This is a genomic window from Amycolatopsis sp. NPDC059657, assembly GCF_042734395.1.
Taxonomy (GTDB): Bacteria; Actinomycetota; Actinomycetes; order Mycobacteriales; family Pseudonocardiaceae; genus Amycolatopsis.
The window spans coordinates 1-25,878 of sequence record NZ_JBHWEB010000053.1 but is presented as its reverse complement, the minus strand read 5'-3'; the positions used below and the strand labels follow the sequence as shown (position 1 = coordinate 25,878).

At 68.5% G+C, this 25,878-nt stretch carries 21 protein-coding genes and 1 tRNA gene; 18 read left to right on the top strand and 4 right to left on the bottom strand.

Features of this window, described 5'->3' with window-relative positions; genetic code table 11:
* The coding region (locus tag ACFV15_RS26605) for a DEAD/DEAH box helicase (RefSeq protein ID WP_378353357.1) at positions 1-2,051 on the bottom strand (2,051 nt) is incomplete at its 3' end.
* Positions 2,052-2,324: 273 nt separating this feature from the next.
* Between ACFV15_RS26605 and ACFV15_RS26600 the strand changes: the two genes are divergently transcribed.
* The 5 genes from ACFV15_RS26600 (at position 2,325) to ACFV15_RS26580 (ending at position 7,547) form a co-directional block, all read left to right on the top strand.
* On the top strand, positions 2,325-4,583 hold the full coding sequence (locus tag ACFV15_RS26600) for a sodium-translocating pyrophosphatase (protein WP_378353322.1): 2,259 nt from the start codon (positions 2,325-2,327) through the stop codon (positions 4,581-4,583).
* A gap of 114 nt (positions 4,584-4,697) precedes the next feature.
* A complete protein-coding gene (locus ACFV15_RS26595) occupies positions 4,698-5,300 on the top strand; it encodes a hypothetical protein (RefSeq protein WP_378353321.1) in 603 nt (200 codons plus the stop codon).
* Positions 5,301-5,402: 102 nt separating this feature from the next.
* Entirely contained in the window at positions 5,403-6,047 is a 645-nt protein-coding gene (locus tag ACFV15_RS26590; RefSeq protein ID WP_378353320.1) for a hypothetical protein, read from the top strand.
* 236 nt (positions 6,048-6,283) lie between these two features.
* Positions 6,284-6,757, top strand: coding sequence for a hypothetical protein (locus ACFV15_RS26585; protein ID WP_378353319.1), 474 nt, complete (start codon positions 6,284-6,286; stop codon positions 6,755-6,757).
* A 205-nt stretch (positions 6,758-6,962) separates the two neighbouring features.
* A complete protein-coding gene (locus tag ACFV15_RS26580) occupies positions 6,963-7,547 on the top strand; it encodes a hypothetical protein (protein WP_378353318.1) in 585 nt (194 codons plus the stop codon).
* 3 nt (positions 7,548-7,550) lie between these two features.
* On the opposite strand, the gene ACFV15_RS26575 is transcribed toward ACFV15_RS26580, so the two are convergent.
* Positions 7,551-8,369, bottom strand: coding sequence for a serine protease (locus ACFV15_RS26575; RefSeq protein WP_378353317.1), 819 nt, complete (start codon positions 8,367-8,369; stop codon positions 7,551-7,553).
* 275 nt (positions 8,370-8,644) lie between these two features.
* On the opposite strand from ACFV15_RS26575, the gene topA reads away from it, so the two are divergent.
* From topA to ACFV15_RS26540, 7 genes are all read left to right on the top strand, one after another.
* Positions 8,645-11,461, top strand: a complete 2,817-nt coding sequence (gene topA, locus ACFV15_RS26570) for a type I DNA topoisomerase (protein WP_378353316.1) — start codon at positions 8,645-8,647, stop codon at positions 11,459-11,461.
* Positions 11,462-11,540: 79 nt separating this feature from the next.
* Positions 11,541-12,326 carry an ESX secretion-associated protein EspG gene (locus ACFV15_RS26565; RefSeq protein ID WP_378353315.1) on the top strand — a complete coding sequence of 262 codons (786 nt, stop codon included), beginning with the start codon at positions 11,541-11,543 and terminating at the stop codon, positions 12,324-12,326.
* Positions 12,319-13,116, top strand: coding sequence for an ESX secretion-associated protein EspG (locus tag ACFV15_RS26560; protein ID WP_378353314.1), 798 nt, complete (start codon positions 12,319-12,321; stop codon positions 13,114-13,116). The genes ACFV15_RS26565 and ACFV15_RS26560 overlap by 8 nt, the downstream gene beginning before the upstream one ends.
* Positions 13,117-13,159: 43 nt before the next feature.
* Positions 13,160-14,368 carry a hypothetical protein gene (locus ACFV15_RS26555; RefSeq protein ID WP_378353313.1) on the top strand — a complete coding sequence of 403 codons (1,209 nt, stop codon included), beginning with the start codon at positions 13,160-13,162 and terminating at the stop codon, positions 14,366-14,368.
* A 13-nt stretch (positions 14,369-14,381) separates the two neighbouring features.
* Complete coding sequence (locus tag ACFV15_RS26550) at positions 14,382-14,963, top strand: hypothetical protein (protein ID WP_378353312.1); 582 nt, start codon at positions 14,382-14,384, stop codon at positions 14,961-14,963.
* Positions 14,964-15,089: 126 nt separating this feature from the next.
* A complete protein-coding gene (locus ACFV15_RS26545; protein ID WP_378353311.1) occupies positions 15,090-17,150 on the top strand; it encodes a bifunctional MFS transporter/dTMP kinase in 2,061 nt (686 codons plus the stop codon).
* Complete coding sequence (locus tag ACFV15_RS26540; protein WP_378353310.1) at positions 17,147-18,340, top strand: DNA polymerase III subunit delta'; 1,194 nt, start codon at positions 17,147-17,149, stop codon at positions 18,338-18,340. Before ACFV15_RS26545 ends, ACFV15_RS26540 begins: the two co-directional genes overlap by 4 nt.
* 362 nt (positions 18,341-18,702) lie before the next feature.
* Here the strand turns inward: ACFV15_RS26540 and ACFV15_RS26535 are convergent, their stop codons facing one another.
* Positions 18,703-20,325: a hypothetical protein gene (locus ACFV15_RS26535; RefSeq protein WP_378353309.1), complete on the bottom strand. Its 1,623-nt coding sequence runs from the start codon at positions 20,323-20,325 to the stop codon at positions 18,703-18,705.
* Between the two features lie 141 nt (positions 20,326-20,466).
* Here ACFV15_RS26535 and ACFV15_RS26530 point away from each other — a divergent pair.
* The 3 genes from ACFV15_RS26530 to ACFV15_RS26520 all read left to right on the top strand — a co-directional run bounded on the left by ACFV15_RS26530 (position 20,467) and on the right by ACFV15_RS26520 (position 22,698).
* Positions 20,467-20,543 (top strand) — tRNA-Thr (locus ACFV15_RS26530).
* A 401-nt stretch (positions 20,544-20,944) separates the two neighbouring features.
* A complete protein-coding gene (locus tag ACFV15_RS26525) occupies positions 20,945-21,463 on the top strand; it encodes a hypothetical protein (RefSeq protein ID WP_378353308.1) in 519 nt (172 codons plus the stop codon).
* Positions 21,464-21,738: 275 nt separating this feature from the next.
* The gene (locus ACFV15_RS26520) at positions 21,739-22,698 is read left to right on the top strand and encodes a bacteriocin fulvocin C-related protein (RefSeq protein ID WP_378353307.1); all 960 of its coding nucleotides are present in this window, start codon (positions 21,739-21,741) and stop codon (positions 22,696-22,698) included.
* 65 nt (positions 22,699-22,763) lie between these two features.
* On the opposite strand, the gene ACFV15_RS26515 is transcribed toward ACFV15_RS26520, so the two are convergent.
* Positions 22,764-23,216, bottom strand: a complete 453-nt coding sequence (locus tag ACFV15_RS26515) for a GreA/GreB family elongation factor (protein WP_378353306.1) — start codon at positions 23,214-23,216, stop codon at positions 22,764-22,766.
* A 112-nt stretch (positions 23,217-23,328) separates the two neighbouring features.
* On the opposite strand from ACFV15_RS26515, the gene ACFV15_RS26510 reads away from it, so the two are divergent.
* From ACFV15_RS26510 to ACFV15_RS26500, 3 genes are all read left to right on the top strand, one after another.
* Positions 23,329-23,916 (top strand): TetR/AcrR family transcriptional regulator, encoded by a 588-nt coding sequence (locus tag ACFV15_RS26510; RefSeq protein WP_378353305.1) that lies wholly within the window; start codon positions 23,329-23,331, stop codon positions 23,914-23,916.
* Between the two features lie 116 nt (positions 23,917-24,032).
* Positions 24,033-25,241: a M14 family metallopeptidase gene (locus ACFV15_RS26505; RefSeq protein WP_378353356.1), complete on the top strand. Its 1,209-nt coding sequence runs from the start codon at positions 24,033-24,035 to the stop codon at positions 25,239-25,241.
* Positions 25,242-25,278: 37 nt separating this feature from the next.
* Positions 25,279-25,800, top strand: coding sequence for a gamma carbonic anhydrase family protein (locus ACFV15_RS26500; RefSeq protein ID WP_378353304.1), 522 nt, complete (start codon positions 25,279-25,281; stop codon positions 25,798-25,800).
* The last annotated feature ends 78 nt before the right edge of the window (positions 25,801-25,878 follow it).

Genomic DNA, 25,878 nt, shown 5'->3' with positions numbered 1-25,878 from the left:
ACCCCCCGGGGGCCCCCGGGGCCCATGGGGTGCCCCGGCCCCGCCGCGGGGGCGGGGCGCCCGCCCGGCCCGCGGGCCCCGCCGGCGGCCCCGCGCCCCCCCCCCCCCGGTGCCCCGCACACCTCCAGCAGTTCGGGCGAGATCGTGTACCAGACCGCCCGCGTCTCGAGTACCTGCTCCGGCAGGTCGAGCGAGACATGGTCGAGCACCTGACCGGATGGCCGCCGCCGGAGATAGCCGACCACCTGTGAGGTCACGGCCACCTCGCCGAGGCAGATACTGACGCCGCCGTAATCCTTGCGCAGCACCGTCTTCCGCACGGCGATGTCCACCACTTCGCGGGGCTGGGTGTTCCAGTCGGGCGCCTCGGCGTGGACCATCGCGAGCCCGGCTTCGAAGTCCAGCTCGTCGACGACGTACGACTTGCCCTGATGCAGGTACACCGCGCCCGGGTGCACGGTGAAACACGCCGAGCCAGGGTCGACCGTGCCGAGCATCCGGCCGGAATCCGCTTCCACCACCGCGATCTGCTCGCCGCCGGATCCCCTGATGTCCACCTCGTGCTGCGGCCGGTCCCGTGACGTCCAGTACCAGCCACTCGGCCGCCGCCGGAGCACACCATCGGCCACCAGGCCGTCCAGCACGGATTTCGCCGCTTCGCCGCCGAACGCGTCCAGCTCACCCGTGGTCAGCGGCAACTCCGCCGCCGCGCAGGCCAGCTGGGGTGCCAGCACATACGGGTTCGCCGGGTCGAGCACGGCGGTTTCGACAGGGCGGTCGAGTATCGCCGCCGGGTGATGCACGAGATAGGTGTCGAGCGGATCGTCGCGGGCGACGAACACGACCAGCGCCGAATCGCCGGACCGGCCCGCCCGCCCCGACTGCTGCCAGAACGAGGCGAGCGTGCCCGGATAACCGGCCAGCACCACCGCGTCCAGCCCGGCGATGTCGACGCCGAGCTCCAGCGCGTTCGTCGTCGCGACGCCCAGCAGCCGCCCGGCGAGCAGATCCGCTTCGAGCGCGCGCCGTTCCTCCGGCAGGTAGCCGGACCGGTACGCGGCCACCAGCGGCGGCAGTGAACTGTCCACTTCGGACAGAATGCGGCGTGCGCCGATCGCGGTCAGCTCGGCGCCGAGCCGTGACCGCACGAAAGCCAGGCTGCGCGCGCCCTCGATGACCAGTTCGGCGAGGATCCGGCCGGCTTCGGCACCTGCCGATCGCCGGACCGGGGCGCCGTTCTCGCCGGAAAAGTCTTCCAGCAGCGGCGGTTCCCACAGCGCGATCGTGCGTGGCCCGCGCGGCGAGACATCCTCGGTTACGGCCGCGCAGTCCGCTCCGATGAGCCTGCTCGCGAACGCGGCCGGCTCGGCCGTCGTCGCCGAGGCCAGCACGAAAACCGGTGAGGCGCCGTAATGCCGGGCCACCCGTCGCAGCCGCCGCAACAGAAGTGCCACGTGCGAGCCGAAAACCCCGCGATAACTGTGGCATTCGTCGACCACTACATAGGACAGCCGCTTGAAGAACCGCGCCCAGCGCGCGTGCGAGGCGAGAATCCCGCGATGCAGCATGTCCGGGTTCGTGAACACCCACCGCGAATGCGCGCGCACCCAGTCCCGCTCGGCCATCGGGGTGTCGCCGTCGAAGGACGCCGGCCGTACGCCGGACACGTCTAATGAGGACACCGAACGCAGCTGATCCGCGCCCAGTGCCTTGGTCGGGGAGAGATACAGCGCGCACGCGCGCTCGTCGGCGGTCAGTGCGGACAACACGGGCAACTGGTACGCCAGCGACTTGCCGGACGCGGTGCCGGTGGAGATGACCACGTTGCGCCCCGAGTGCGCGAGTTCGGCAGCCTCGATCTGGTGCGTCCAAGCACGTTCGGCACCCGACGAGCGCAACGCGTCCACCACCTCCGGCGGTGCCCACGACGGCCACTCGGCGAAGCTCGCGATCCTGGCGGGAAATTGCGCTATATGGGTGATCGGGTTGAGGTCCTCCGGCAAGCCTGCCGTCATCCGGCGCAGCAGTGCGCGCGCTCGCTCCCCGTCCATCGCGCCTGCCACCCGACGAGCTTGGCACAGCACACCGACAACCTCCGAAACCCTGTTCCGGAATCGTTGCCACGCCTGCGAAGAATCGATCTAGTGAGCAGTGTCACAAGATCACTCAACGTATCAGTATCGGGACGCCTTGCCGACGTCCCACGCAGTACCAATACACTCCGGCAAACCACACCACTTGTGGTGTAGATCCCACGCCAATGACGGCGCGCCGGGTTCACCGGCCTTCCGGCATTGGAAAAGGCGACGTCTCATGGAGGACGAATGTCCCGGCAGTTCCTCGCGGAGGGCCTAGAGCTCTCCGGAGGTGATTACACCATCGTCGGTGTGATCGCCGTGGTCGCCCTTGCCGCACTCGTCATCGGTTATGTGCTGCTCAAGGAGGTTCTGGCCGCGGGCCAGGGCACCTCCAAGATGCAGGACATCGCCAAGGCGGTGCAGGAAGGCGCGGCTGCCTACCTGAAGCGACAGCGCAACACTCTGGTGGTCTTCGGTGCCATCGTGTTCTTCTTGCTGTTCGCTCTGCCAGCCGCCGACTGGAGCGAGCGCATCGGGCGCTCTTTGTTCTTCCTGGTCGGCGCGGTTTTCTCGTTCGCGATCGGTTACCTCGGCATGTGGCTGGCCACCCAGGCCAACCTGCGGGTCGCGGCGGCGTCACGAGAGGAGGGTGGTCGTGAGGTAGCCATGCGGATCGCGTTCCGCACCGGTGGCGTCGTCGGCATGATCACCGTCGGCCTCGGCCTGTTCGGTGCCGCGGTCGTCGTCATGGTCTACGCGGGCCAGGCACCGAAGGTGCTGGAAGGCTTCGGTTTCGGTGCCGCGCTGATCGCGATGTTCATGCGTGTCGGCGGCGGTATCTTCACCAAGGCCGCCGACGTCGGCGCCGACCTGGTCGGCAAGGTCGAGCAGGGCATCCCCGAGGACGACCCGCGCAACGCGGCCACCATCGCCGACAACGTCGGTGACAACGTGGGCGACTGCGCCGGTATGGCGGCCGACCTCTTCGAGTCGTACGCGGTCATGCTGGTCGCGGCACTGATCCTGGGCAGCACGGCGTTCGGCGTGCACGGCCTGATCTTCCCGCTGATCGTCCCGGCGATCGGCGTGATCACCGCGGTCATCGGTGTCTACATCACCAAGGCCAAGGAAGGCGAAGGCGGCCTGGTCACGATCAACCGGGCGTTCTACATCTCCGCGGCCATCTCCGCGGTGCTGTCGGCCATCGCCGCGTTCGTGTACCTGCCCAGCACGTTCGCGGAGTTCACCTCCGGTGCCACCAGCGAGCACGGTAACCCGCAGATCGTCGCGATCGTCTCGGTGATCATCGGCATCGTGCTGGCCGCGGTCATCCTGAAGCTCACCGGGTACTACACCGGCACCGAGCACAAGCCGGTCCAGGATGTCGGCAAGACGTCGGAAACCGGTGCGGCCACGGTCATCCTGGCCGGTATCTCGGTCGGCTTCGAGTCCGCCGTCTACACCGCGCTGGTCATCGCGGGCGCCGTGTTCGGCGCCTACCTGCTCGGTGGCGGCGTCGCGCTGTTCGCTGTCGCGCTCGCCGGTACCGGCCTGCTGACCACAGTCGGCGTCATCGTCGCGATGGACACCTTCGGCCCGGTCTCGGACAACGCGCAGGGCATCGCCGAGATGTCGGGTGACGTCGACGAGAAGGCCGCGCAGATCCTCACCGAGCTCGACGCGGTCGGCAACACCACCAAGGCGATCACCAAGGGCATCGCGATCGCGACGGCCGTGCTCGCCGCGACGGCGCTGTTCGGTTCGTACTCCGACGCCATCACCAAGGCGGTCGGCGGCACGGGTGAGTTCATCGCCAACGTGGTGAACCCGGCGACGCTGGTCGGCGTCATCGTCGGCGCGGCGGTCGTGTTCCTGTTCTCGGGTCTCGCGGTCAACGCGGTCTCGCGTGCCGCGGGCGCGGTGGTGTACGAGGTGCGCCGCCAGTTCCGCGACATCCCGGGCATCATGGAGGGCACCACCCGCCCCGAGTACGGCCGCGTGGTCGACATCGTCACCCGCGACTCGCTCCGTGAGCTGACCACGCCCGGTCTGCTCGCCGTGTTCGCCCCGATCGCGGTCGGCTTCGGCCTCGGCACCGGCGCGCTCGCCGGTTACCTGGCAGGCGCCATCGCCACCGGCACCCTGATGGCGATTTTCCTCGCCAACTCGGGTGGCGCGTGGGACAACGCGAAGAAGCTCGTCGAAGACGGCAACCACGGCGGCAAGGGCTCGGCCGCGCACGAGGCCACCATCATCGGTGACACCGTGGGTGACCCGTTCAAGGACACCGCCGGCCCGGCCATCAACCCGCTGATCAAGGTGATGAACCTGGTCTCCGTGCTGATCGCACCGGCGGTCGTGCAGTTCTCGATCGGCCCCGACGCGTCGACCCCGCTGCGCATCGTGATCTCGCTGGTCGCGGTCGCGATCATCGTGGCGGCGATCGTGGTTTCGAAGAAGCGCGGCACCGTGCTGTCGGACACTCCGGCCGAGGTCGCGAGCTAGCAGCAGCTGTAACCCACTCGGGCCCGTCACGCTTATTCGCGTGGCGGGCCCGCTGTGTTTTGTGATCGAGTACCGTCCGGTTTGCTTGAAAGTCCCTTTACTAAGGAGTTCACCATGAGGCGCAGCCTCAGTCTTGCCGGCGCAGGGGTCGCCCTGGCGCTGGCGCTCACCGCCTGCGGTTCCGCGGACAAGCCGTCGACGGCCGCCCCGTCGCCTTCCTCCCCGGCACCCGCCCCTGGCAGCTCCGCCGCGGCTCCGGCCGCGGGCGCGGGCGCCTGGGTCAACGACTTCTGTGGCTCGCTCACCGAGCTGGCCAACCTCGACGCTTCGAAGATCCAGCCGCCTGCCGACACCGCTTCGATGGCGGAGAAGCAGAAGGCCATGTCCCAGCTGCTCGAGACCATCGGTGGCGCGATCAGCCCCGCCGTCGAGAAGCTCAGCAAGCTGCCCGCGTCCCCGGTCGCGGCCGGTGACGAGGCGAAGAAGACCTTCCTCGACACGCTGAAGCCGGTCGACGACCAGATCAAGGCCGCCAAGCAGAAGCTCGACGCCGCTCCCGCCGGTGACGCTCAGGCCGTGGCCGCCGCCGCGCTGGCCTTCCAGTCGGTCGGCACCGCGCTGAGCAGCTTCGACCCGGAGAAGCAGCTCAAGGGTGCCCCGGAGCTCGAAGCGGCTGGCAAGGACCAGCCGAACTGCAAGGCGCTGGACAAGAAGTAAGCACGTCGCTCGGGTCCGTCGCCACTTTGTGACGGGCCCGAGAACGGCTGTGATCGAGTAGCGTGCCTTGCGGTTGGCTTTCCCGTCCCCAAGGAGTGCTCAATGAGGCGCAGCCTCTCTCTCGTGGCCGCTGGCCTCACCCTCACGCTCGCGCTCGCCGGTTGCAGCGGCGACGAGAAGAAGGACGCGTCGCCCCCGCCGTCCGGCCAGTCCAGCGCGGCCTCGTCCGACTCCGGCTCCTCCGCGACGTCGGCCCCGGTGCCCGCTCCCGTCCAGCCGTCCGGCGCGACCGACCCGGCGGGCTGGGTCAACGACTACTGCGGCGCACTCTCCGGCTTGAAGGCCATCGAGAACGCGGGCCAGGACTCCGGCAACATGGACCCGTCCGACCCCGACGCGGGCCGCAAGAGCATCTCTGCCTTGTATGGCAAGATCTACGACGCCCTCAACGGCGCGGTCGGCTCGCTCGGCAAGCTCGCGAAGGCACCGGACCCCATCGGCGACACGGCGAAGCAGAAGCTCATCGACGCCTACAAGCCGGCGGCCGAGAAGGTCAAGGCGGCCAAGACCAAGCTCGACGCCGCGGCGCCAGGTGACCAGCAGGCGCTGACCGACGCGATGGCCGGGCTCCAGACGGCGGCCGAGATCACCGACTCGATCGTCGACCCGCTCAAGGACCTCCAAGCCTCGCCCGCACTAGCGGCCGCGATCGAAAAAGCCCCCAACTGCAAGAACATTTCCGGATAAGGCACGTCCAGCCTGGCGACTTGCAAACCGCTGTGTGATCGGTACCGTCGGTAGCGGCTTTTGATACTGCGTTTGCAGGAGGTGCAAGGAGTTTGCGGCCGCGGAGTACCGTTTTCGCCGCCATATCAACAGGACTTTGCCTTTTACTCGGCTTGTCCCTTGCCGCGTGCGGGCAGCAGCCGAGAACCCAGGCGGGCGTCAGGCCCGGCTCGGCAGGCGGGTCCGGTGGTGATCCGGTGGTGCTCTGGGCGGAGGGGTACTGCAAGGCCGCGTTCGGCCTGGTGCGGACCCTGTCGACCATGCCGGTCGTCGACCCCAGCTCCCCGGCGCGCGCCGCGGTCACCACTCGTGAGCTGCTCACTTCCGTGATCGGCGGACTGGACGGGTCGCTCGCGACGCTGGCCAAGCTCGGGCCGTCTCCGGTGGCGGGCGGCGTCGCGGTGCGTGACAACGCCGCGCAGTCGTTCACCGGCATCAGGACGCGGGCCGCGGAGGCCAGGCAACTGCTCGAGACGGCGAAGGATCCGGCGGCGATCAAGAAGGCGCTGGCCGACGCGGGTGGCCCCCTGGACGACATTTCGCGGCTGGATCTGATGCGCGGCCTGCACTCGGTGCCCGAGCTGGCACTGGCCAGCAGGCAGGCTCCGAGCTGTCAGCAGCTCTCGCCACCGGGTGAAACGGGCTCGCCGCTGTCCAGGCAGGGCAACTGAGCCTAGGGCGTGTCTGATGGATCCGTGTTCGCGATAGCCGAGCCCAGGCGGCCCCTGGCGGCACCGCGGCATCACCCGAGTACAACCCGGTACGAGGGCGATGCCGCGGCACCGCCAGGAACCACCTGGATCTCGACTCTCATCGAACGAGATCCATCAGACGCGCCCTAGGCATTAATCGAACTGGTGTTCTATCCTGTGGGGTGTGGATCAGATCTCGTTCTTCTCGGCCGAGGCCAGTGGACCGAGGCTCGCCGATCTCGCCGGGCTGCTGTGCGGCCAGGGACGGCTGGCGAGCTTCGGGGGGACGGCCGCGCGGCTGACCGTGCGGGTCGAGCAGCCGTGGCGGGCGAGCCTGATCGCACACGAATGCCGCAGGCGCGGGGTCGACGCCGAGGTCGGCGCGTCCGAAGAGGGTGAGCCGCTGGTCAGGACCCCGTTCCGGATCGACCTGCTGCCGCTGGCTGGCCAGTGGGGCACCGAGAAGTCCGTCCCGCCGGGATTCCGGCTGAACGGTGCGATGCTGCGGATGTGGGCGCTGGCCTGCGGCCGGTCCGCCGAGCACGCTTATCTGCTGGCGGTCGATCTCGACGCGCCCGAAACCCATGAGCCGCTGGTCGGCGCGCTGGCGGCGCTCGGCGTGCCCGCCCAGCTGGTCGGCCCGCGCCGTGGCGGCCCCGCCATCAAGGTGACCGGCCGCCGCCGTCTCGACTGTTTCGCCGAGCTGATCGGCAGGCCACCGGCCGCGGCCTTGCCCGCCTGGCCGGAGACGGCCAGACGGGCAGGGTGATCGCTACGGCTTGGGAAGCGCGCAGGCGGGGTTCTTCAGGTCGAGCTCACTGGCCTTGAGGCAGCCGTAGAAGCGGTAGGTCTGCTGTCCGTAGTTCGTGCCCTTGCGCACGGTCACGGTGCCGTCTTGGGCGACCTCACACGGGTTGTTGACGGTGCAGCGCGCGCCATCCTCGTTGCCGGTGTTGTTGACGCCCGCGACCTTGCCGCTCGCGCTGTCGATGATGGGGGAGCCGGAGGTGCCGCCGATGGTCTTGCACTCGGGGGTGTAGCGGATCGAGTCCTTCCAGGTCCAGGACCCTTCCTTGATCTGGTAGACGAACCCGTCGATGTTGCACGAGTAGATCCGCTTCCAGTATCCGGAGACGATGTCGATGTGATTGCCCGCGGTCGGGTGCACCGAGGCCAGTTCCAGCGGCGAGATGCGGGTGCGGGCCTTGATCTGGGCGTACGATTCGTTCAGCTGGTAGAGCGACACGTCGGTGTCGGTCATCGTCGCGTAGACGATCTTCTTCGCCCGCAGCGTGCCCGCGGAGCCCGCGTTCGCGTTCAGCAGGGTGAACGAGCGGGTGGACGCCTTGTTCGTGATGACCTGGCCGGCCGAGGGGAAGCCGGATTCGAGGCAGTGACCGTTCGAGAGCACCAGTCCGGGGTCGGTGTCGGCGGCGCCCGCCAGCTTGATCAGCGAGCCGGAGCAGTTCGACAGCGCGACCGTCCCGGCGAAGTTCGCGGCTTGGACGGCTGCGGTGGCCGGTGCGGCGGTGCCGACCAGCGCGGTCGTGGTCAGTGCTGCGAAGAGGATGCCGAGCAGGCGTCGCGTCATCGTGGGTTCCTTCCGGTCGCGTGTGGTAGTCAGTCAAGCGGCGACCTGTGACGCCCACCACCGTCGAACGGAGGGTATGCGAGTCGCTACGGATACCCCCGGCGGGCACGTGTGCGACATCACGTGCTAGCTCTGGAAAGGAAACATCGCCGAGGTCAACGGCGATGCGCTTGGCGTGGGCTTGTCGGCGTGTTGCCCTACCTGGGCGTTGACCGGCCGGTCAGGCGGTGCACACTGACTGGTCGAACAGCGGAATGAGCGGAGAGCGGGACAGCGTGGCTGGAGCACGGACGAAGAAGAACGACGCATCCGACGGCGCGGGGCGTCGGCGGCTGGTGATCGTCGAGTCGCCCACCAAGGCCCGCAAGATCGCGCCGTACCTCGGCGGGAACTACGTCGTCGAGTCCTCGGTGGGCCACATCCGGGACCTCCCGCGCGGCGCCGCCGACGTGCCCGCCCAGTACAAGGGTGAGGCGTGGGCCAGGCTCGGCGTGGACGTCGACCACGACTTCAAGCCGCTCTACATCGTGACCCCGGACAAGAAGTCCAAGGTCAGCGAGTTGAAGGCGCTGCTGAAGGACGTCGACGAGCTTTACCTCGCCACGGACCCCGACCGCGAGGGCGAGGCCATCGCATGGCACCTGCTGGAGACCTTGAAGCCGAAGATCCCGGTGCGCCGGATGGTCTTCCACGAGGTCACCGAGCAGGCCATCAGGGCTGCGGCCGCGGACACCCGTGAGCTCGACGGTGACCTCGTCGACGCGCAGGAGACCCGCCGCATCCTCGACCGCCTCTACGGCTACGAGGTCTCGCCGGTCCTGTGGAAGAAGGTCATGCCGAAGCTCTCGGCAGGCCGCGTGCAGTCCGTCGCGACCCGCATCGTGGTCGAGCGTGAGCGTGAGCGCATGCGCTTCACCTCGGCTTCGTACTGGGACATCTCCGCGACGATGGACGCCGGCGAAGAAGCGACGCCGCGTAACTTCCCGGCCAGGCTCATCGCCGTCGACGGCGCGCGCCTCGCCACCGGCCGTGACTTCGGCCCCGACGGTCAGCTCAAGTCCGGCTCGAGCGAGGTCCGCGTGCTGGCCGAGGCCGACGCGATCCGGCTGGCGCAGGGCCTCAACGGGCGTGACTTCAAGGTCGCGAGCGTCGAGGAGAAGCCGTACACCCGTAAGCCGTACGCGCCGTTCATGACCTCGACGCTGCAGCAGGAAGCGGGCCGCAAGATGCGGTTCACCTCCGAGCGCACCATGCGGATCGCGCAGCGGCTGTACGAAAACGGTTACATCACTTATATGCGTACCGACTCCACGACGCTGTCGGAGTCGGCGCTGACGGCCGCGCGCAACCAGGCGACGCAGCTGTACGGCAAGGAGTACGTCGCTCCCAGCCCGCGCCAGTACACGCGCAAGGTCAAGAACGCGCAGGAAGCCCACGAGGCGATCCGCCCGTCGGGTGAGGTCTTCCGCACCCCGGGCCAGGTCGCGGGCGAACTCGACACCGACGAGTTCCGCTTGTACGAGATGATCTGGCAGCGCACGATCGCCTCGCAGATGGCCGACGCCAAGGGCACCACCATGTCGGTGCGCATCGCGGGCCTGGCGACCAGCGGCGAGGAGTGCACGTTCTCCGCGTCCGGCCGCACGATCACCTTCGCCGGGTTCCTCAAGGCCTACGTCGAAGCCGTCGACAGCGAGGCCGGTGGCGAGGCGGACGACAAGCAGCGCCGCCTGCCGCAGCTGGTCAAGGACCAGGGCCTGACCGCTTCGGAGCTCAACCCGGACGGGCACACCACGTCCCCGCCCGCGCGCTACAGCGAGCCGAGCCTGGTCAGCAAGCTGGAAGAGCTGGGCATCGGCCGCCCGTCGACGTACGCGTCGATCATCAAGACCATCCAGGACCGCGGCTACGTGTGGATGAAGGGTTCCGCGCTGGTCCCGTCCTGGGTCGCGTTCGCCGTGATCGGGCTGATGGAGCGCCACTTCGAGCGCCTCGTCGACTACGACTTCACCGCGGGCATGGAAGACGAGCTCGACCGCATCGCGTCCGGCGACGAGCAGCGCACGCTGTGGCTTTCGAAGTTCTACTTCGGCGGCGAGATGGGCGTCGACGGGTCGATCGGCCGTCTCGGCGGGCTGAAGAAGCTGGTCGAGGGCAGTGTCGAGGACATCGACGCCCGCGAGATCAACTCGATCCCGCTGTTCAGCGACTCCGACGGGCACACGATCGTCGTGCGCGTCGGCCGCTACGGGCCGTACCTCGAGCGCGAGGTCGACGGGAACTCGCAGCGGGCGAACCTGCCGGAGGGCACGCCGCCCGACGAGCTCTCGCTGGAGCTGGCGGAGAAGCTGTTCGCCACTCCGCAGGAGGGCCGCGTGCTGGGCACCGACCCGGTCAGCGGGCACGAGATCGTCGCCAAGGACGGCCGGTTCGGGCCGTACGTGACCGAGCTGCTGCCCGAGCCGGAGGAGCTGCCGGACGGCGCGACCGCCGCGCAGAAGAAGGCGCACAAGGCGAAGCAGCCGAAGCCGCGCACGGGCTCGCTGTTCAAGTCGATGGCGATCGAGAGCATCACCATCGAAGACGCGCTGAAGCTGCTTTCGCTGCCGCGCGTGGTCGGCAAGGACCCGGAGTCCGGCGACGAGATCACCGCGCAGAACGGGCGCTACGGGCCGTACCTGAAGAAGGGCACGGACTCGCGCTCGCTGGAGACCGAGGACCAGCTCTTCGACATCACGCTCGAGGCGGCGCTCGCGATCTACGCGCAGCCGAAGCAGCGTGGCCGCTCGGCGACGGCGAAGCCGCCGCTGAAGGAGCTGGGCGAGGACCCGGTGTCGGGCAAGCCGATGGTGGTCAAGGACGGCCGGTTCGGCCCGTACGTCACCGACGGGGAGTTCAACGCGACCCTGCGCAAGGCGGACAGCATCGAGGAGCTGACCGCGGAGCGTGCCTCCGAGCTGCTCGCCGAGAAGCGCGCCAAGGGCCCGGCCCCGAAGCGCAAGGCACCGGCTCGCAAGCCGGCCGCCGCGAAGACCACGGCCGCCAAGAAGCCCGCCGCGAAGAAGCCGGCGGCCTCCAAGACAGCCAAGTAGCCGGAGTTCGAACCCGCCCGAAACCCACTCGGGTGGGTTCGAACGTAAGTGCGAAAAATTGTCGGTGCCAGGGTGTTTAATGGATCCCGTGAGCAACTCGACACTGGCTGTCTTTGACGTCATCGACGAAGTGGTCGCCCCGATCCGCGCGGAGGTTCCGGAGCGGCCGTCGGTCATGGAGTTCTTCGATCCGCAGTTCCAGGTTCCGGCATGTCTTGAGGAGTGCGCGCTGCCGCGCGACCGCGATCTCGTCGCCGAGGTCGAGGAGTACCTGCGCTTCGTGACCGGCATGTCCGCGCTCGGGCTCGCGCCGGGCGGGCAGGTCACGCCGGAGGCGATCGGGCTGTACCGGGCGCTGCGCGGCGGGTTCATCCGCGGCGTGGTCACCGGGGTGTTCGCCGAGCGGCGTGAGCCGTGGGAGGTGCGGTTCTTCGGTGACGAGGACTTCACGACCGTGCTCAGCAAGGCAGGCGACCAAGCGAGGCTGCGCGCGGGTTTCCTGAGCACCCTGCCCGGCTGGGTGTTCGACGGCCTGCCCGAGCGCGAGGCGGGGCCCGGCGAGATCGTCGTGATCCAGGCCGATGAGCACGGCCTCATCGAGCCGGATCAGCACGAGGCGCTGGCCGCGATGCGCGAGGCGGTCGCGCGGCCGAGGCTCGGCACGGTGCTGGTCGACCTCACGGTCCGCGACGCGGTCTGCGCGGAGTACCCGCACGGTGCGTTCGGACTGGTCGACAACGATCTCGGGCGTTACCTGTTCAGCGCGTCGCTCGACGGCGACCGCCGCTGGACGATCTGGTGGTGCCCGGCCACCCGCTCGCACGCCGAGCGCTGGATCGCGGAGTCGGTGAGGCGTCATGCGTGAGCTGATCGCGGGCACGGTCACCGGCCTGATGGAACTGGCGGCCGCACCGGTGCTGGCCGCCGTCCCCGAGCGGCATTCGATCTTCGACCAGTACCAGCCGGACCTGACGGACGACGAGATCCGGTTCGGCGTCTACTCGGAGGACCCTGCCGATCTCATCGCCGACGCCGAGCGCCACATCCAGCGCGCGATCTTCCTCGAGGAGATGGGCGCCGGTGAGCACGGCGAGCTCAACGATGGCGGCTTCCAGTTCTTTTCGGTGCTGCTGCGCGGTTCCGTCCGCGCGGTGCTCACCGGCGTGTACGAGGACCTGGCCGAGGTGCTCGACCTGCGCGCGTACGCCGACGACGAGGGCGGGCTGCTCGTGCAGGTCCGTCATCCCGACCGGCGCTGGGACTTCAAGGGCGGTGCCGACGTTCGCCTGCCGGAGGAGATCGTCGCCCGCTTGCCCAAAGCTCCGCCGGGCCGCGCTGCGATGGTCCGCGTCCCGGTCAACGCCGACGGCACCATCGACGTCGCCCACTCCGGCAAGGTCGACGAGGTCATGGACCTGCTCGAACGGCCTCGTAGCGGCACCACGGTGATCGATCTGGTCGCCTTCGGCGGTCTCTGCGCCGAGTTCCCGGAGCACGGCTTCGTGCTGGTCGACACGGACATCGGCCGCTACGCGCTGGCCGAGTGGGGCGGCGGCGACCGCTCCCGTGAGCTGCTGCTGATCGGCATGACCGACGAGATGTGCGAGACCTTCTTCCGCATCAGCGTGGAAGGAGGACGATCCAGGCTTCCGTAATGGCGGTCGCGGGCGGTGGCGCGAGTGAGCCAAGATGGGCGCGGTGAGGGGACGGAGAAGGCCATCGGACCATGAGCGCAGCGCCGCCGAGGCCTGGTTCCGGCGGCGGGGGCTGCCGTTCGTGGTCGAGCGGTCGCGGCGCAAGCGGGCCGTGCTCCGCCGGTCCGCGCCGGCGCAGGTCTACCTGCTGCTGTTCGACCCGCTGCTGACGTACCTGCTCAGCAGGCTCAATGTCTCGGACGAGGGCAGCACCGGGTACGCCGTGGGCGTGCTCGCGCTGCTGTTCGCGGTGGTCGCCGTCCCGGCGGTCGCGGGGTGGCTCGTCTCGCGGTGGATGGACACCAAGCCGGAGCGAGTGCAGCGGATCGCGGTGATCGTGTTCGTGGCGCTCTGGGTGTTCGGTGTGCCGCTTGTCGAGGTGGGCGGGCTGGGCAGCGGGTTCTGGGCGTCCGTCGGGCAGAACGCGGCCATCGCGATCGCGCTGAACCTGCTGGTCAGGATCGGGATCGGCTCGGTGCTGGTGTGGGCGGCCCGCAGCGCGCTCGACCAGGTCAAGACGATCGGGTCGCTGGCATCGCGGGCGCTGCCGCTGATGCTGCTGGTGGTGCTGTTCAGCTTCTTCACGGCCGAGCTCTGGCAGGCGGTGGAACGGCTGAGCCGGTTTCAGCTGTGGATGGCGCTGCTCTTCCTCGGCACGGTGGGTGCCACTTTCCTCACCGGGATGCTCATCGACGAGATGCGGGAACTCCGGGCCGGACACCGTCCGCTACGAGATCGATCAGCACTGCTTCGGGGTACTCCATTCGAAAACGACAAGCTCACTGAGCGTAGTCAAGAATTGAGAGTTTCGGAGCGGTTGAACGTCCTGCTGGTCCTGTTTTTCACCGAAGCCGTCCAGATAGTGGCATTCGCGGTCCTCGTTTTCTTGTTTTTCATCGTCTTCGGCGCATTGATCCTGCAGCCCGAAGTGATCACGTTGTACGCGGGCCGGGAGTCCGGTCCCGGCTCGCTGCTGGGTGTCCGGCTGCCGGTCAAGTCGGCATTGGTGCAGGTCTCGCTGTTTCTCGGCGGATTCTCCGGGCTGTACTTCGCGGCGTCGACGGCGACGGACGCGCGCTATCGCCAAGCGTTTTTCGAACCGTTACTTGACGAAGTGGCCAAAAGTCTGGCCGCTCGTGACGCGTATCTGGTCCGTTGGGTGGATGTGGAATCGGCGCCGCCCACTACCCTGGAAGGGCACGACATTCCGTAGTGAGGTGGTCACGATGACAGGTCGAACTCCAGATGGAGACGGCACTTTCGCACCCCTGGCGCAGGACACGTTCGCCGATCCGCTGTCAGGGCTGGCCGGGGCCGCTCCCGAGCGGTCAGGTGACGAACACCCACGCCTCCGGGTAGCCACCCCGGTGCAGCCGGACGCCGATGCCGTCCGTGCGCTGGTCAACGCCGCGCTGCTCGCCGAGCAGGGAAACGGCAATGGCAATGGCAACGGCTCCACCTACTCGTCGGCGCTGCCGCAGCCGTTCACGCCTGGCGAGGTCCCCGTCGAGCAGCCGCTCGGCATGCTCCCGCAGCAGCGAACCTGGCCGGTGCGCACACCTCAGATCCTCCGGCAGGCGAAGTGGCCGAAGGGCCGCTCTGCCGCCGCCGAGACCGCGCCTGACGAAGACGAAGAGGTACCCAGGAAGCGGCCGCCGTCGCGCAGGCTGCCTGCGTTCAAGCTGAGCAAGCCGTCGTCCAACTCGGCGGGCGTGATCGTGGCCGTGGTGCTCATGATCGTCTTCGCGATTGTGGCGATTCAGCTGCTTGTGAGCCTTTTCGGGAGCATCGCGGGCATCTTCTCTTAACGGGCACCTGAAGGGCCCATCCCGCGCGCGGCAGGTCCACCGGGATACCCTGGCCATACGGTCGGGGTACTCCTCGGGGTCCGCCGACGCTGCCGTTACTAGTGGGGTGGGCGTATCAGCGAGGGTGTGCGGACAGTGCCTGACGTCGGCTCCGGAGGGCCGGCGGGTTCTGACGCATCCACCATCCACCGGGTCAGGCGGGTACTGGCGATCAAGCCGTTCCGTCGGCTCTGGGGCGTCACGTACCTGTGCAGCACCGCCGACTGGATGATGATCTTCGGCCTGGCCGGGCTCGCCAACAGCATCGCGAGCAGCTACACCGCGAAGAACTTCGCGTTCAGCAGTGTCGTACTCGCGAATCTGCTGCCAGGCCTGCTGTTCGCGCCGATCGGCGGCCTGCTGGCCGACCGGTTCGACCGCCGCAAGATCATGGTCGTCGCCGACGTGCTGCGCGCGGGCCTGCTGTTCTCGGTCATCGTCTTCGACTCGCCGATCTGGATCTACCTGAGCGGTTTCGCCGTCAGTTCGGCGGCGATCATGTGGATCCCGGCGAAGGACGCGGCGGTGCCCAACCTGCTGCGCCGCCCCAGCCAGGTGGAGACCGCGGGCCAGCTCGGACTGGTGATGACCTACGGCATCTCGGTGGTCACCGGGCTCGGCCTGTTCTCGATCATCACCGGCGCGAAGACCACGCTGCACCTGCCGTCCACGCTGTTCGGCGACCACGGGCCGCTCAAGATCGTGCTCGGGGTCGCCTGCGTGCTCTACCTGGCCAGCGCGCTCACGATCCTGACCAGGATCCCGGAGCTGTCGCTGCGCGGCGTGCACGAGGTGCCCCGGTCGAAAGAGAAGACCGAAAAGGACGACTCGCAGGGCATCGGCGCGATGTTCTCCGACGCCGTCAAGTTCATCAAGAGCACTCCGCTGGTCCGCGGCCTGCTGATCGGCATGACCGGTGCGTTCGCGGCCGGCGGCGCGGTGGTCGGCGCCGGTCAGACGTACGCGAACAGCCTCGGTGCCGGCCAGTCGGCGTTCGGCCTGCTGGTCGCCTGTGTCTTCCTCGGCCTGGTGATCGGCATGGGCGGCGCGCCCAAGCTCGCCAGGCGGCTGCCGCACGACCGGCTGTTCGGGGTCGCGATCGTCTTCGCCGGAATCGCGCTGCTGCTGGTCGGCCTCTCGCCGCATCTGTCCGTGTCACTGGTGGCGGTGGCGCTGGTCGGCGCCTGCGCGGGCATCGCGTTCCTGACCGGCATCACGATCATCGGCTCGCAGGTCGAGGACTCCATCCGCGGCCGGATCAACGCGATCTACCAATCGCTGCTCAAGGTGGTGCTCGGCGGCTCGCTGGCACTGGTGCCGCTGCTGGTCGGGCTGGTCGCGCCGACCAAGGTGCGCGGCTGGGGTGGCGAGATCATCATCGACGGCACCCGTCCGGTGATGATCGGCGGCGCGCTGCTGGCCTCGCTGTTCGGGATCGTCGCCTACCGGCAGATGGACTCGCGCCGCACCGAGCCGATCCTGACCGATCTGCGCAACGCGTTGCGCAGGCGGCCGCGCCGGGTGAACGGCCTGCTCATCGCGATCGAGGGCACCACCGTCATCAACACGGCCAACCAGGCCTCCCGCCTCGCCGAATGGCTCCGCTCCGGCACCCGCCCCGTCGTGCTCGCCGCCGACCCGGCGCTCGACGACCACCGCCTGGTCTCGCTGGTTTCCGGCGCTTCGCTCACCGGCGCGCGTGCGCAGGCGCTGGCCGCGGCCGCGGTGCGCGCGGACATCGTCGAACGCGACGTCCAGCCCGCGCTCGACGCCGGTTCGGTCGTGGTCATGGAGCGGTTCGTCGACTCGCCGCTCGCGCACCTGTCCGCCGTCGGCGGGCTCGACACCGACGAGCTCGAAGCACTCGCCGACTGGGCGACCGGGCGGCTGCGCCCGGACATCACCGTGCTGCTCGACGCCGACCCCGGCACGGTCGCGCAGGTCAAGCCGAGCAACCTCGAAGACCAGTGGCGGGTCCAGCACCTGCTGACCGAGATGGCCGAGGCCGACCCCGATCGCTACGTCGTGGTCGACGCCGACGGCACCGAAGAAGAGGTCGGTGAGCGGGTGCGGACCGCGGTCCGCGCGATGCTGATCGGCCGGTTGTCCGGGCTCGCGCCCGCCGAGGCCGTGTTGGAGACCAAGTGACGATCGGCGTCTGGAACCAGCTCGTCGGGCAGGAACCAGCGGTCGAGACGCTGTCCGCGGCAGCGGCAGCGGCCGCCAAGATCGTGGCGGGGGAGCAGGCGGCCGCCGGTGCGATGACGCACGCCTGGCTGCTCACCGGCCCGCCCGGATCGGGACGCTCGACGGCCGCGCGGACATTCGCCGCCGCGTTGCAGTGCAGCACCGGCCTCGGCTGCGGCGCCTGCGCGGGCTGCCGCACGACGATGGCAGGCACACACGCCGACGTCCGGCTCGTGGTGCCGGAAGGCCTGTCGATCTCGGTCGCCGAGATGCGCGCGCTGGTGCAGGCCGCCGCGCGCCGCCCGACCACCGGCAAGTGGCAGGTCGTGATCATCGAGGACGCCGACAGGCTGACGGAGGGCGCGTCGAACGCGCTGCTCAAGGCCGTCGAAGAGCCGCCGGACCGCACGGTCTTCCTGCTCTGCGCGCCCTCGGATCACCCGGAAGACGTCTCGGTCACCATCCGCTCGCGCTGCAGGCTGATCAACCTGCGCACGCCGCCGGCCTCGGCCATCGCGCAGGTGCTGATCGAGCGCGACGAGGTCCCGGAGGACCTCGCGCAGTGGGCGGCTTCGGTCTGCGGCGGCCACATCGGCCGCGCGCGGCGGCTCGCCACCGACGAGAGTGCCCGCGACCGGCGCGCGATCGTGTTGCGCATCCCGCTCGGGCTCAGCAGGCCCGGTGACGTGTTCACCAGCGCCGACCAGCTGATCAGCACCGCCGAGGCCGACGCGAGCGGCGCCAGCAAGGACCGCGACGAGAGCGAGAAGTCCGAGCTGCGCACCGCGATGGGCGGCGACGGCATCGGCAAGGGCGTCTCGGGCGCGAAACGCGCCGCCGAAGCGGCCGTCAAAGCCTTGGAGAAGCGGCAGAAGTCGCGCGCGACACGCACCCAGCGCGACACACTCGACCTCGCGCTGATCGACCTCGCGGGCTTCTACCGTGACGTGCTCGTCACGTCGAGCCGGTCAGGCGCCGCGCTGACGCACCCCGACCACGCCAGGGAGATCACCTCCGCCGCGTCCCAGTGGACGGCCGAGTCCACCTTGCGGCGGCTCGAAGCCGTGCTGGAATGCCGTGAAGCCATCGGCCTCAACGTCAAACCCAGGATCGCGGTGGAGGCGATGATCACCACCCTGCGCCAGGGCTAGGACTCGTGAGCGTTGCGGGCGGTTATTGGGCGGAAGGTCAAAGGTGTCATGTTGTGCTGGGCGACCTTGGCCAGCGTCAGCCTGTCAGGGCTTCGGGCGAGGGGTTCCCCTGCTGCATCGAGCGGAGCCGGGAAACCCCTCGTTCAGCATGGGCGAGTGGTAACTCTGCTCCGTTAGATGCAGCAGAGTTACCACTCGCGGACTCCGCCAGAACCCCATCGTGAAGCGAGGGTGCCCCCGAGTGCGTACTACGCACCCAAAGGCCCCCTCGCTTCACGCCCACCCGAGGCTTCAGCGCGCCTCACCAGCCAGCCACATTTGGCTTTCAGCACAATAGAACCGCCCGCAACGCTCACGACCCCTTATGACCTCGGCCGCGGCGACGGCTTGAACTGAACCGGCGCGGGAGTCCGGCGGCGCGGGATGGCCGCCACCAGGATCACCCCGAGCAGCAGCAGGCCTGTCCCTGTCCAGAACATCGGCACCGTGTTGTAGGCGCCGCTGGTGTACGCGAGGTTCTTCGGCGGGCTCTTCGGCTGCTCGCCGCCACCGGGCGGCGCCTGCTCGGTGCCGCACTCGACACCGCCTTCCGGCGCGTACGCGCGGGCGATCTGCTCACCGAGCGAGATCTGCGCGAGCGAGGACGGCAGATCCTTCCCGTTGTCGCCCAGCAGTTCCTTGAGCTTCGTCGTCGGCAGCACCTGCAGGTCGAACATCCGCGCCGAGGCCGCGAGCTGGAAGCCCTTGAACGGCTCGGTCATGTCGAGGCTCTTCTGCGTGAGGTTCGCGATGCTCAGCTTGATGACACCCAGGTCGAGCACCTTGCCCGTGGTGTCGCCGACCTGCTGGACACCCTTGGTCAGCGTCGAGACGAGCCCGCCGACCACCGGGATGCTGTCCACCTGCCCGAACTGCTGCGACAACCCGTCCAGCGGCAGCCCGATCGGGATGTCCTTGGTCGGGTGCGCCGCGTCGAGGGTGTAGAGCACCTTGCCGCCGCGCTCGATGGTCATCACCGGCGCGGTGTAGTCCACCTTGGAAGTCTTCTTGTCGCCCGTGTTGAGCACCCGCAGTGTCGGCTGGCTGGCGATCTTGATCGACAGCTCCAGCGGGGTGCCCTTCAGGATCTGGATGTCCGCGCCCTGCAAGGTCGAGATCGACTCGACGGCCTTGCGGTCCGAGCCCGCGATGTCCACCAGCCGCACGATCGACCGCGACGACAGCGTGTTCGGCAGGTTCAGCAGCGACCCGTTCGCCGTGGTCTGCCCGCCGCCCTGCAACAGCCCGCCGAGGCTCTGCAACCCCTTCGCCGGGTCGAACCCGCTCGCCAGGTTCGGCACCCCGAGCCCGCCCATCGGCAGCTGCGGCAGCGTCGGGATGACGTTCAGCAGCGAAAGGTTGCCGACGGAAGTGCTCGCGTCGGCGATCGTCCCGACACAAGGCCCGAGCGTGTCACTCCACCGCGCGTGCACCTGGCCGTTGAGCAGCCCGACATTCAGCAGCGGATTCTGCGGACCGTTCAGCCCGCCACTGATCGGCTGCTCGTTGTCCGGCAGAGCCGTCTGCACCAGGCTTCCAGGAGCCTGCGGCGCCTTACCCGCGATCGAAAGCCCGAACGGCGAAGCCTGCGCGATCGACTTCTCGTACGCCAGATAAGCCTCAGAGTTCGCCTGCGCGCTTGACAAGCCCATGCCCGCCTCGAGCGCGGACTGCTTCGGCAACTTGTCGCCGTAACCCGGCAGGATCGTGCCCGTCGGCACCGCGTTCGGCAGCAACCGCACCATCCCCAGCGCCGACCCGGCATCGCCCACCGCGTGACCCAGCGGACGCGGATAAGGCTGCGAAGTGATCGGCGCCTGCCCAGGATCAGCAGGCTCCGGAATCGGCGTCGTCGGGATCTGCTGAGCCGACGCCGGCGCCGAGAACAGCGCCAACAGCGCGGCCGTCACCGGCAGAGCGAACTTGCGGGGCAGGCTTGACCGCATACGTTCCAGTCCTCCAACGCGACGTGTGCCGGTCAACGGCACTGAGACCGGCGTCATAGGACCCTAACGAGGTGGGGTCCGGAAGGTGACGCGAACCTACCCGCTACACTTGTCCACGAACGAGGCCATGGCCTCGTTCACGCCGCCTTAGCTCAGTCGGCCAGAGCGATTCACTCGTAATGAATAGGTCAGGGGTTCGATTCCCCTAGGCGGCTCCACTCAATAGGTGGCCCGTGCCCGCGGAGGGCGCGGGCCATTTTTCGTTCCGCGTGTTGATGTGGGGGCCGAGCCCCCACACCCCCGCCGGGAGGGCTGCGCCCCCCGGACCCCCTCAGTCAGTGGGTCGCGCTCCGTTGTCATGGTGCGTGGGGTTTGGGGTCGTGAGCGTTGCGGGCGGTTCTAACCGCCCGCAACCTCACGACTTGCCCAAGACCCTCTGGTGCCGGTGGGGTGGTTTTGGTTTCGGGGGGTGGTTGGGGCGGGGGGTGGGTAGGTTGCCGGGGTGAGCTTTGGCAACTTTGCGCGGAAGGTGCGGGATGGGGCGCTGCCCTACCGGCATCGGGTGGGGGCGCTGCGTAGTTGTGTGCAGCTCTATCGGCCCATTGGGTTCTATGCCACCTTGAGTTTTCTGGAGGAGCGGGCCGGGGCGTTCCTGGTGCGGCCGGATGAGAAAGCCTTGGTGCGGGCACTCGAGATGATCGAGGCCAGCCGGGGTGCTTGGCATGCGGAGCTGCGGGCGTATGGGGAGCGGCGGCTGCGCGCCAAGCGGGCTGGGCGTCGGCGGCCTGCCCCGGGTGAGGAGAACCCGCACTACCTGACGCGGTGGCATGGGGATGAGCGGCGGGCCGCCTTGCACGCCGTGATGTTCGACAGCAGGCGCAAGCTCGCGCCGCTGGTGGTTCCCGGCGATCCCGTCGCCGGTCAGGTGCAGTCCTGTGTGGACGCTTGCCTGGCTTCGGCCGGTGTGCTCGGGCCGGAACAACGCGAGGCGCTGGCCGGGTGCATCCACGAGCTCGAGGAGCGGCTCACACCCGCGCAATGGGCCGAGCATCGCGGCGAGTACTTCCGGGCCTCCGGGCTGCTCAGGCTCGCGCGGCAGGTCGAGGTGGCTTCCGCCGCCTTGCCCCGCCGTTGCTGACAGACCGCTCTTCACCCGTGCCACATTGTTACCGGGCCGGGACGAGCTTGGTCACTTTTCGAAGAAAACGGTAACGTCGACTCGGGGCGGCTCGATCATGCCAGCGGACTCTCGTGCGGGGTTTGTTCACTCTTAACGAGGCTGGTGCCCCCAGTCGGTCCTCCAGTAAAGTGGTGCCAGTCGAAGGTGGCTGTCAATACATTTCTCTCTGATGTATTTCCGTGTCGCTGCCTGTCGTCTGGGGTGGGTCGGTCACGGCAGGAAGAAGAGGAAACATGGGGATCGGACCTGAGCGCTGGGTGCTCGCTTTCGACGCGTCGTGCGAGACGTGCCGGAAAATCTCCACCGTCGTCGAGCGGGCGTGCGATGGCCGGATCGAGGTCATGTCGCTGAGCCACGATGACGTGAGCCAGTGGCGTGAGCAGGCATTGGGCTACGCCGCGCCGTGGGCGCCGACGTTGCTCCGCGTGCGTGGCGAGCAGGTGCGCGCGTGGACGGGCAAGGCGATGGGCGCGGCGCTGGTGCGCAGGCTCGGGCCTGCCTCCTCGGTGCGTGTCGTGCGCGCGCTCGGGCAGTTGCGCGACGCCGGTGAATTGACGGGTAAAGCCGGTAAACTCAGCCGTGCGGGCTTTCTTCAGCTCGCCGGTGGAATTGTCGTCGCGGGCAGTCTGCTGACCGCGGGAATTGCCAGTGCGGCTCCCGAGGCTCCGGCCAAGGGGCGCAATTGGATTGAGAAGAACCGCGCCAAACTGCCGACGAATTATGACGAATTCTCGCGGTACCCGGTCGCTTATCGCCGTGCGATTTTCGAGGCGCTGGCGCCGGAGGCGAAGAGCAAGCTCTGGATGGAGCACTTCAGCCGGTTCCGCGGCGAGAACGGCAGGCTTTCGGCAGGGCAGACCGCGGTCATCACGCAGGCCGTCGCACTCGCCACGGTCGTCTCGAACTTCGAGGGCGAACCCAAGGCAGGCACCAAGAAGCAGCTGACCTCGCTGTACGAGGACGCGGTCAAGAAGTTCGGGCCGTCGGACGCCTTCAAGCTGCTGGCCTCGCTCGGCGGCCAGGCCGCCGTGACGAAGTCGTTCCAGGCGCAGGCGGTCGAATCACCGCTCGACCTCGAATGCGACTGCTCCGACCGGGTCCGCGGTTGCCAGGGGCCGTGCCTCGGGCCGATCGCGAAAATGACGTCGGGTTACGGGCCGCTGTGGCTTTTCCCGGCTGACGCCAAGCACTGAGCCGTAGTACCTGAAACAGGGCCCCTCACACGAGGGGCCCTGTTTCGTGGAATCACTCGTCCGAGTTAGTGGGGCGCGTTCAGTGAAACGACCGTCGCGGTCGCTTCGCCACGTGGTGTGCGATAGCGGATATCGTCGCCCGCTTTGCGGCCGACGAGCGCGAGCCCGAGCGGGCTGTCCGAGGTCAGCAGGTCCGCCGCTTCGCCGGGGAAGGTGACGACGCGGAACGTCTCCTCTTCGCCGTCGCTGAAGCGCAGCGTCACCACCGTGCCGTCGGCCAGCAGGTGCGACGACGGGCCGTGCTCGAGCAACGCTTCGAGCTCCGCGATCCGGCGGTCGAGCCTGGCGGCGACCTCATGTGCCTCCAGCGCGTCCGCCTGGTCGGCGGAGTCGCCCGCTTTGTCGGCCTCGCCGAGCCGCGGCGTGTTCTGCGCACGCTGGGCTCGGAGGTCGGTCAGCTCTTTGAGCACCTGTTCGCGGGTTTCGGGGCTCAGGCCGCCCGTCGCGGATGTAACCATGCGTGGCATTGTCCGCCGTCGAGGCTTCTCGCGCAGCCCGTATTCGGGTGTCTCGATCAGGTTGGGACCCGTGACCTAGAGTTCAGGACTCCGAACCCGAGAGGAGCGCCCCTTGACCGTCGCGCCCGGACGCAGTACCGAGCTGTCGCCGAACCAGCTGTACAAGCAGCAGCAGATCGTCGAGGCGGCCAGGCTGGTGCTCGCCCGCGACGGGCTCGCTGGGTGCACCGTCCGCGCGATCGCCGAGGCCGGTCCGCTCACCAAGAGCGCGATCCATTACTACTTCGCCGACATCGACGTGCTCATCGACCGGGCGATGGCCGCGCACATCACCGCTTTCGTCGCGTCGCTGCGCGAGGTCGCCGCGCGCGTCGACGATCCGAACGAGCGGCTGTTCGCCGTGCTCAAGGCCTACCTCGCGACGTTCGCCGAGCAGCCCAACGCGGGCTTCCTCTGGTTCGAGTACTGGATCGCCGCCGACCGCGCGCGGCATCCGGAGGCCATCGACGCGATGCTGGTCTCGGTGACCGAGCTGTTCGCCGAGCTGCTCGCCCCGCTCGACGTCGACGATCCGCGCGACCGCGCCCGCGCGCTGCTCTCGTACCTGCTGGGGGCGATCGTGCAGCAGCGGGTCCGGCCTCGGCCGTTCCGCGCGCTGCGTGCCGACATCGCCGCGCTGTGCCTGGCCAACTACGGGTAGCAGACGCGAAAAAGATCCGTATTGCTACGTATTGTTCCTTCTCCTGCGCTGCCGCCAAGGTGGAGTCACCCTGTCCGGTTAAGATCAGGAGGCGCAGAATGCGCAAACGACGTGGCATGGCAGCGTTTCTCTCCACGCTGGCACTGCTGTCGATGACCGTCGCCGCCACCTCGGCGACGGCCGCGCAACCGCAACGCGACATCTACGAAGTGCTCGGCACCGCGACGCCCCAGCTGCGCACCGCGGTCGCCCGCACCGGCGTCGACATGGTCGAATCCACCGAAGAGTCGTCGATCGTCATCGCCACCCCCGACAAGGCGAAAGAGCTGCGCGCGCTCGGGTTCACCGTCGAACGCCGGGGCAGCGTGCCCGCCGCCGACGTCGCCCCGTCGGCCATCACCGACTTCCCGCCGGGTGACCAGGCCTATCACACCTACGCCGAGACGACGGCCGAGCTGCAGCAGACCCAGTCGAGCTTCCCCGCGCTGGCGAAGCTGACGAGCGTCGGCAACTCGTACCAGGGCCGCGCGCTGAACATGATCAAGATCAGCGACAACGTGGCGGCCGACGAGAACGAGCCGGAGGTGCTGTTCACCTGCAACCAGCACGCGCGTGAGCACCTCACCACGGAGATGTGCCTGCGCATCGTCAAGCGGTTCACGTCCCTGTACGCCACGGACGCCAACGTCAAGAAGATGGTCGACACGCACGAGATCTACGTGATCCCGAACGTCAACCCGGACGGCTCGGAGTACGACATCTCCGGCGGCAGCTACCACATGTGGCGTAAGAACCGGCAGGGCTCCGGCACCGACACGAACCGTAACTGGGGCTACAAGTGGGGCTGCTGCGGCGGTTCCTCCGGTTCCCCGAGTTCCGAGACCTACCGAGGCCCGTCCGCGTTCTCCGCGCCGGAGTCCAAGGCGGTCGCGGACTTCGTCAACGGCCGGGTGGTCGGCGGCGCCCAGCAGATCAAGACGCACATCGACTTCCACACCTACTCGGAGCTGGTGCTCTGGCCGTTCGGGTGGACGTACAACAACACCGCGCCCGGCATGACGCAGGCCGAGTACGACAAGTTCGCCACACTCGGCAAGCAGATGGCGGCGACGAACGGGTACACCCCGGAGCAGTCGAGCGACCTCTACATCACCGACGGCGCCGTCAACGACTGGATGTGGGGCACGCACAAGATCCTCAGCTACACCTTCGAGATGTACCCCAAGGGCTCGAACCCCGGCTTCTACCCGCCGGGTTCGGTGATCCCCGCGCAGACCGCGCGTAACGACAAGGCCGTCGACCTGATCGTCAACGCGGCCGTCTAGTGAGGACTCGGCATGCGTCCCGCTTAGGGTGGGGCGCATGCCGATGTTCTCTTTCGAAGGGCTGAGCCCTCAGGTCCACCCCGACGCCTGGATCGCGCCGACCGCGACGCTGATCGGCGACGTCGTCGTCGAAAAGGACGCCTCCGTCTGGTACGGCGCGGTGATCCGCGCCGACTTCGGGAAGATCATCATCCGCGAGGGCGCGAACATCCAGGACAACTCGGTGATCCACGTCAACGACGGCGTCTGCGAGGTCGGCAAGAACGTGACCGTCGGGCACCAATGCCTCGTGCACGACTGCACGATCGGCGAGCAGGCGCTGATCGGCAACGGCTCGACGGTGCTGGACAAGGCCCAGATCGGCGCACGCGCGCTGGTCGCGGCCGGCGCCACCGTCACGCCCGGCATGATCGTCCCGCCGGAGATGATCGCCATGGGCAGCCCTGCCAAGAAGCACGTCCCGCTGACGGACACCTCGCGCCTCTGGGTCGACCACAACGCCGAGATCTACCGCCAGCTGGCCCGCCGCCACGCCGAGGGCATCGTCGCCCTCGACTGACCTGCTGATTTTTTCCCCAATGTGGCATTCGTCAGGTTTCAGCCTCCCAATGTGGCGTTCGTCAGCTCAGAGCTGACG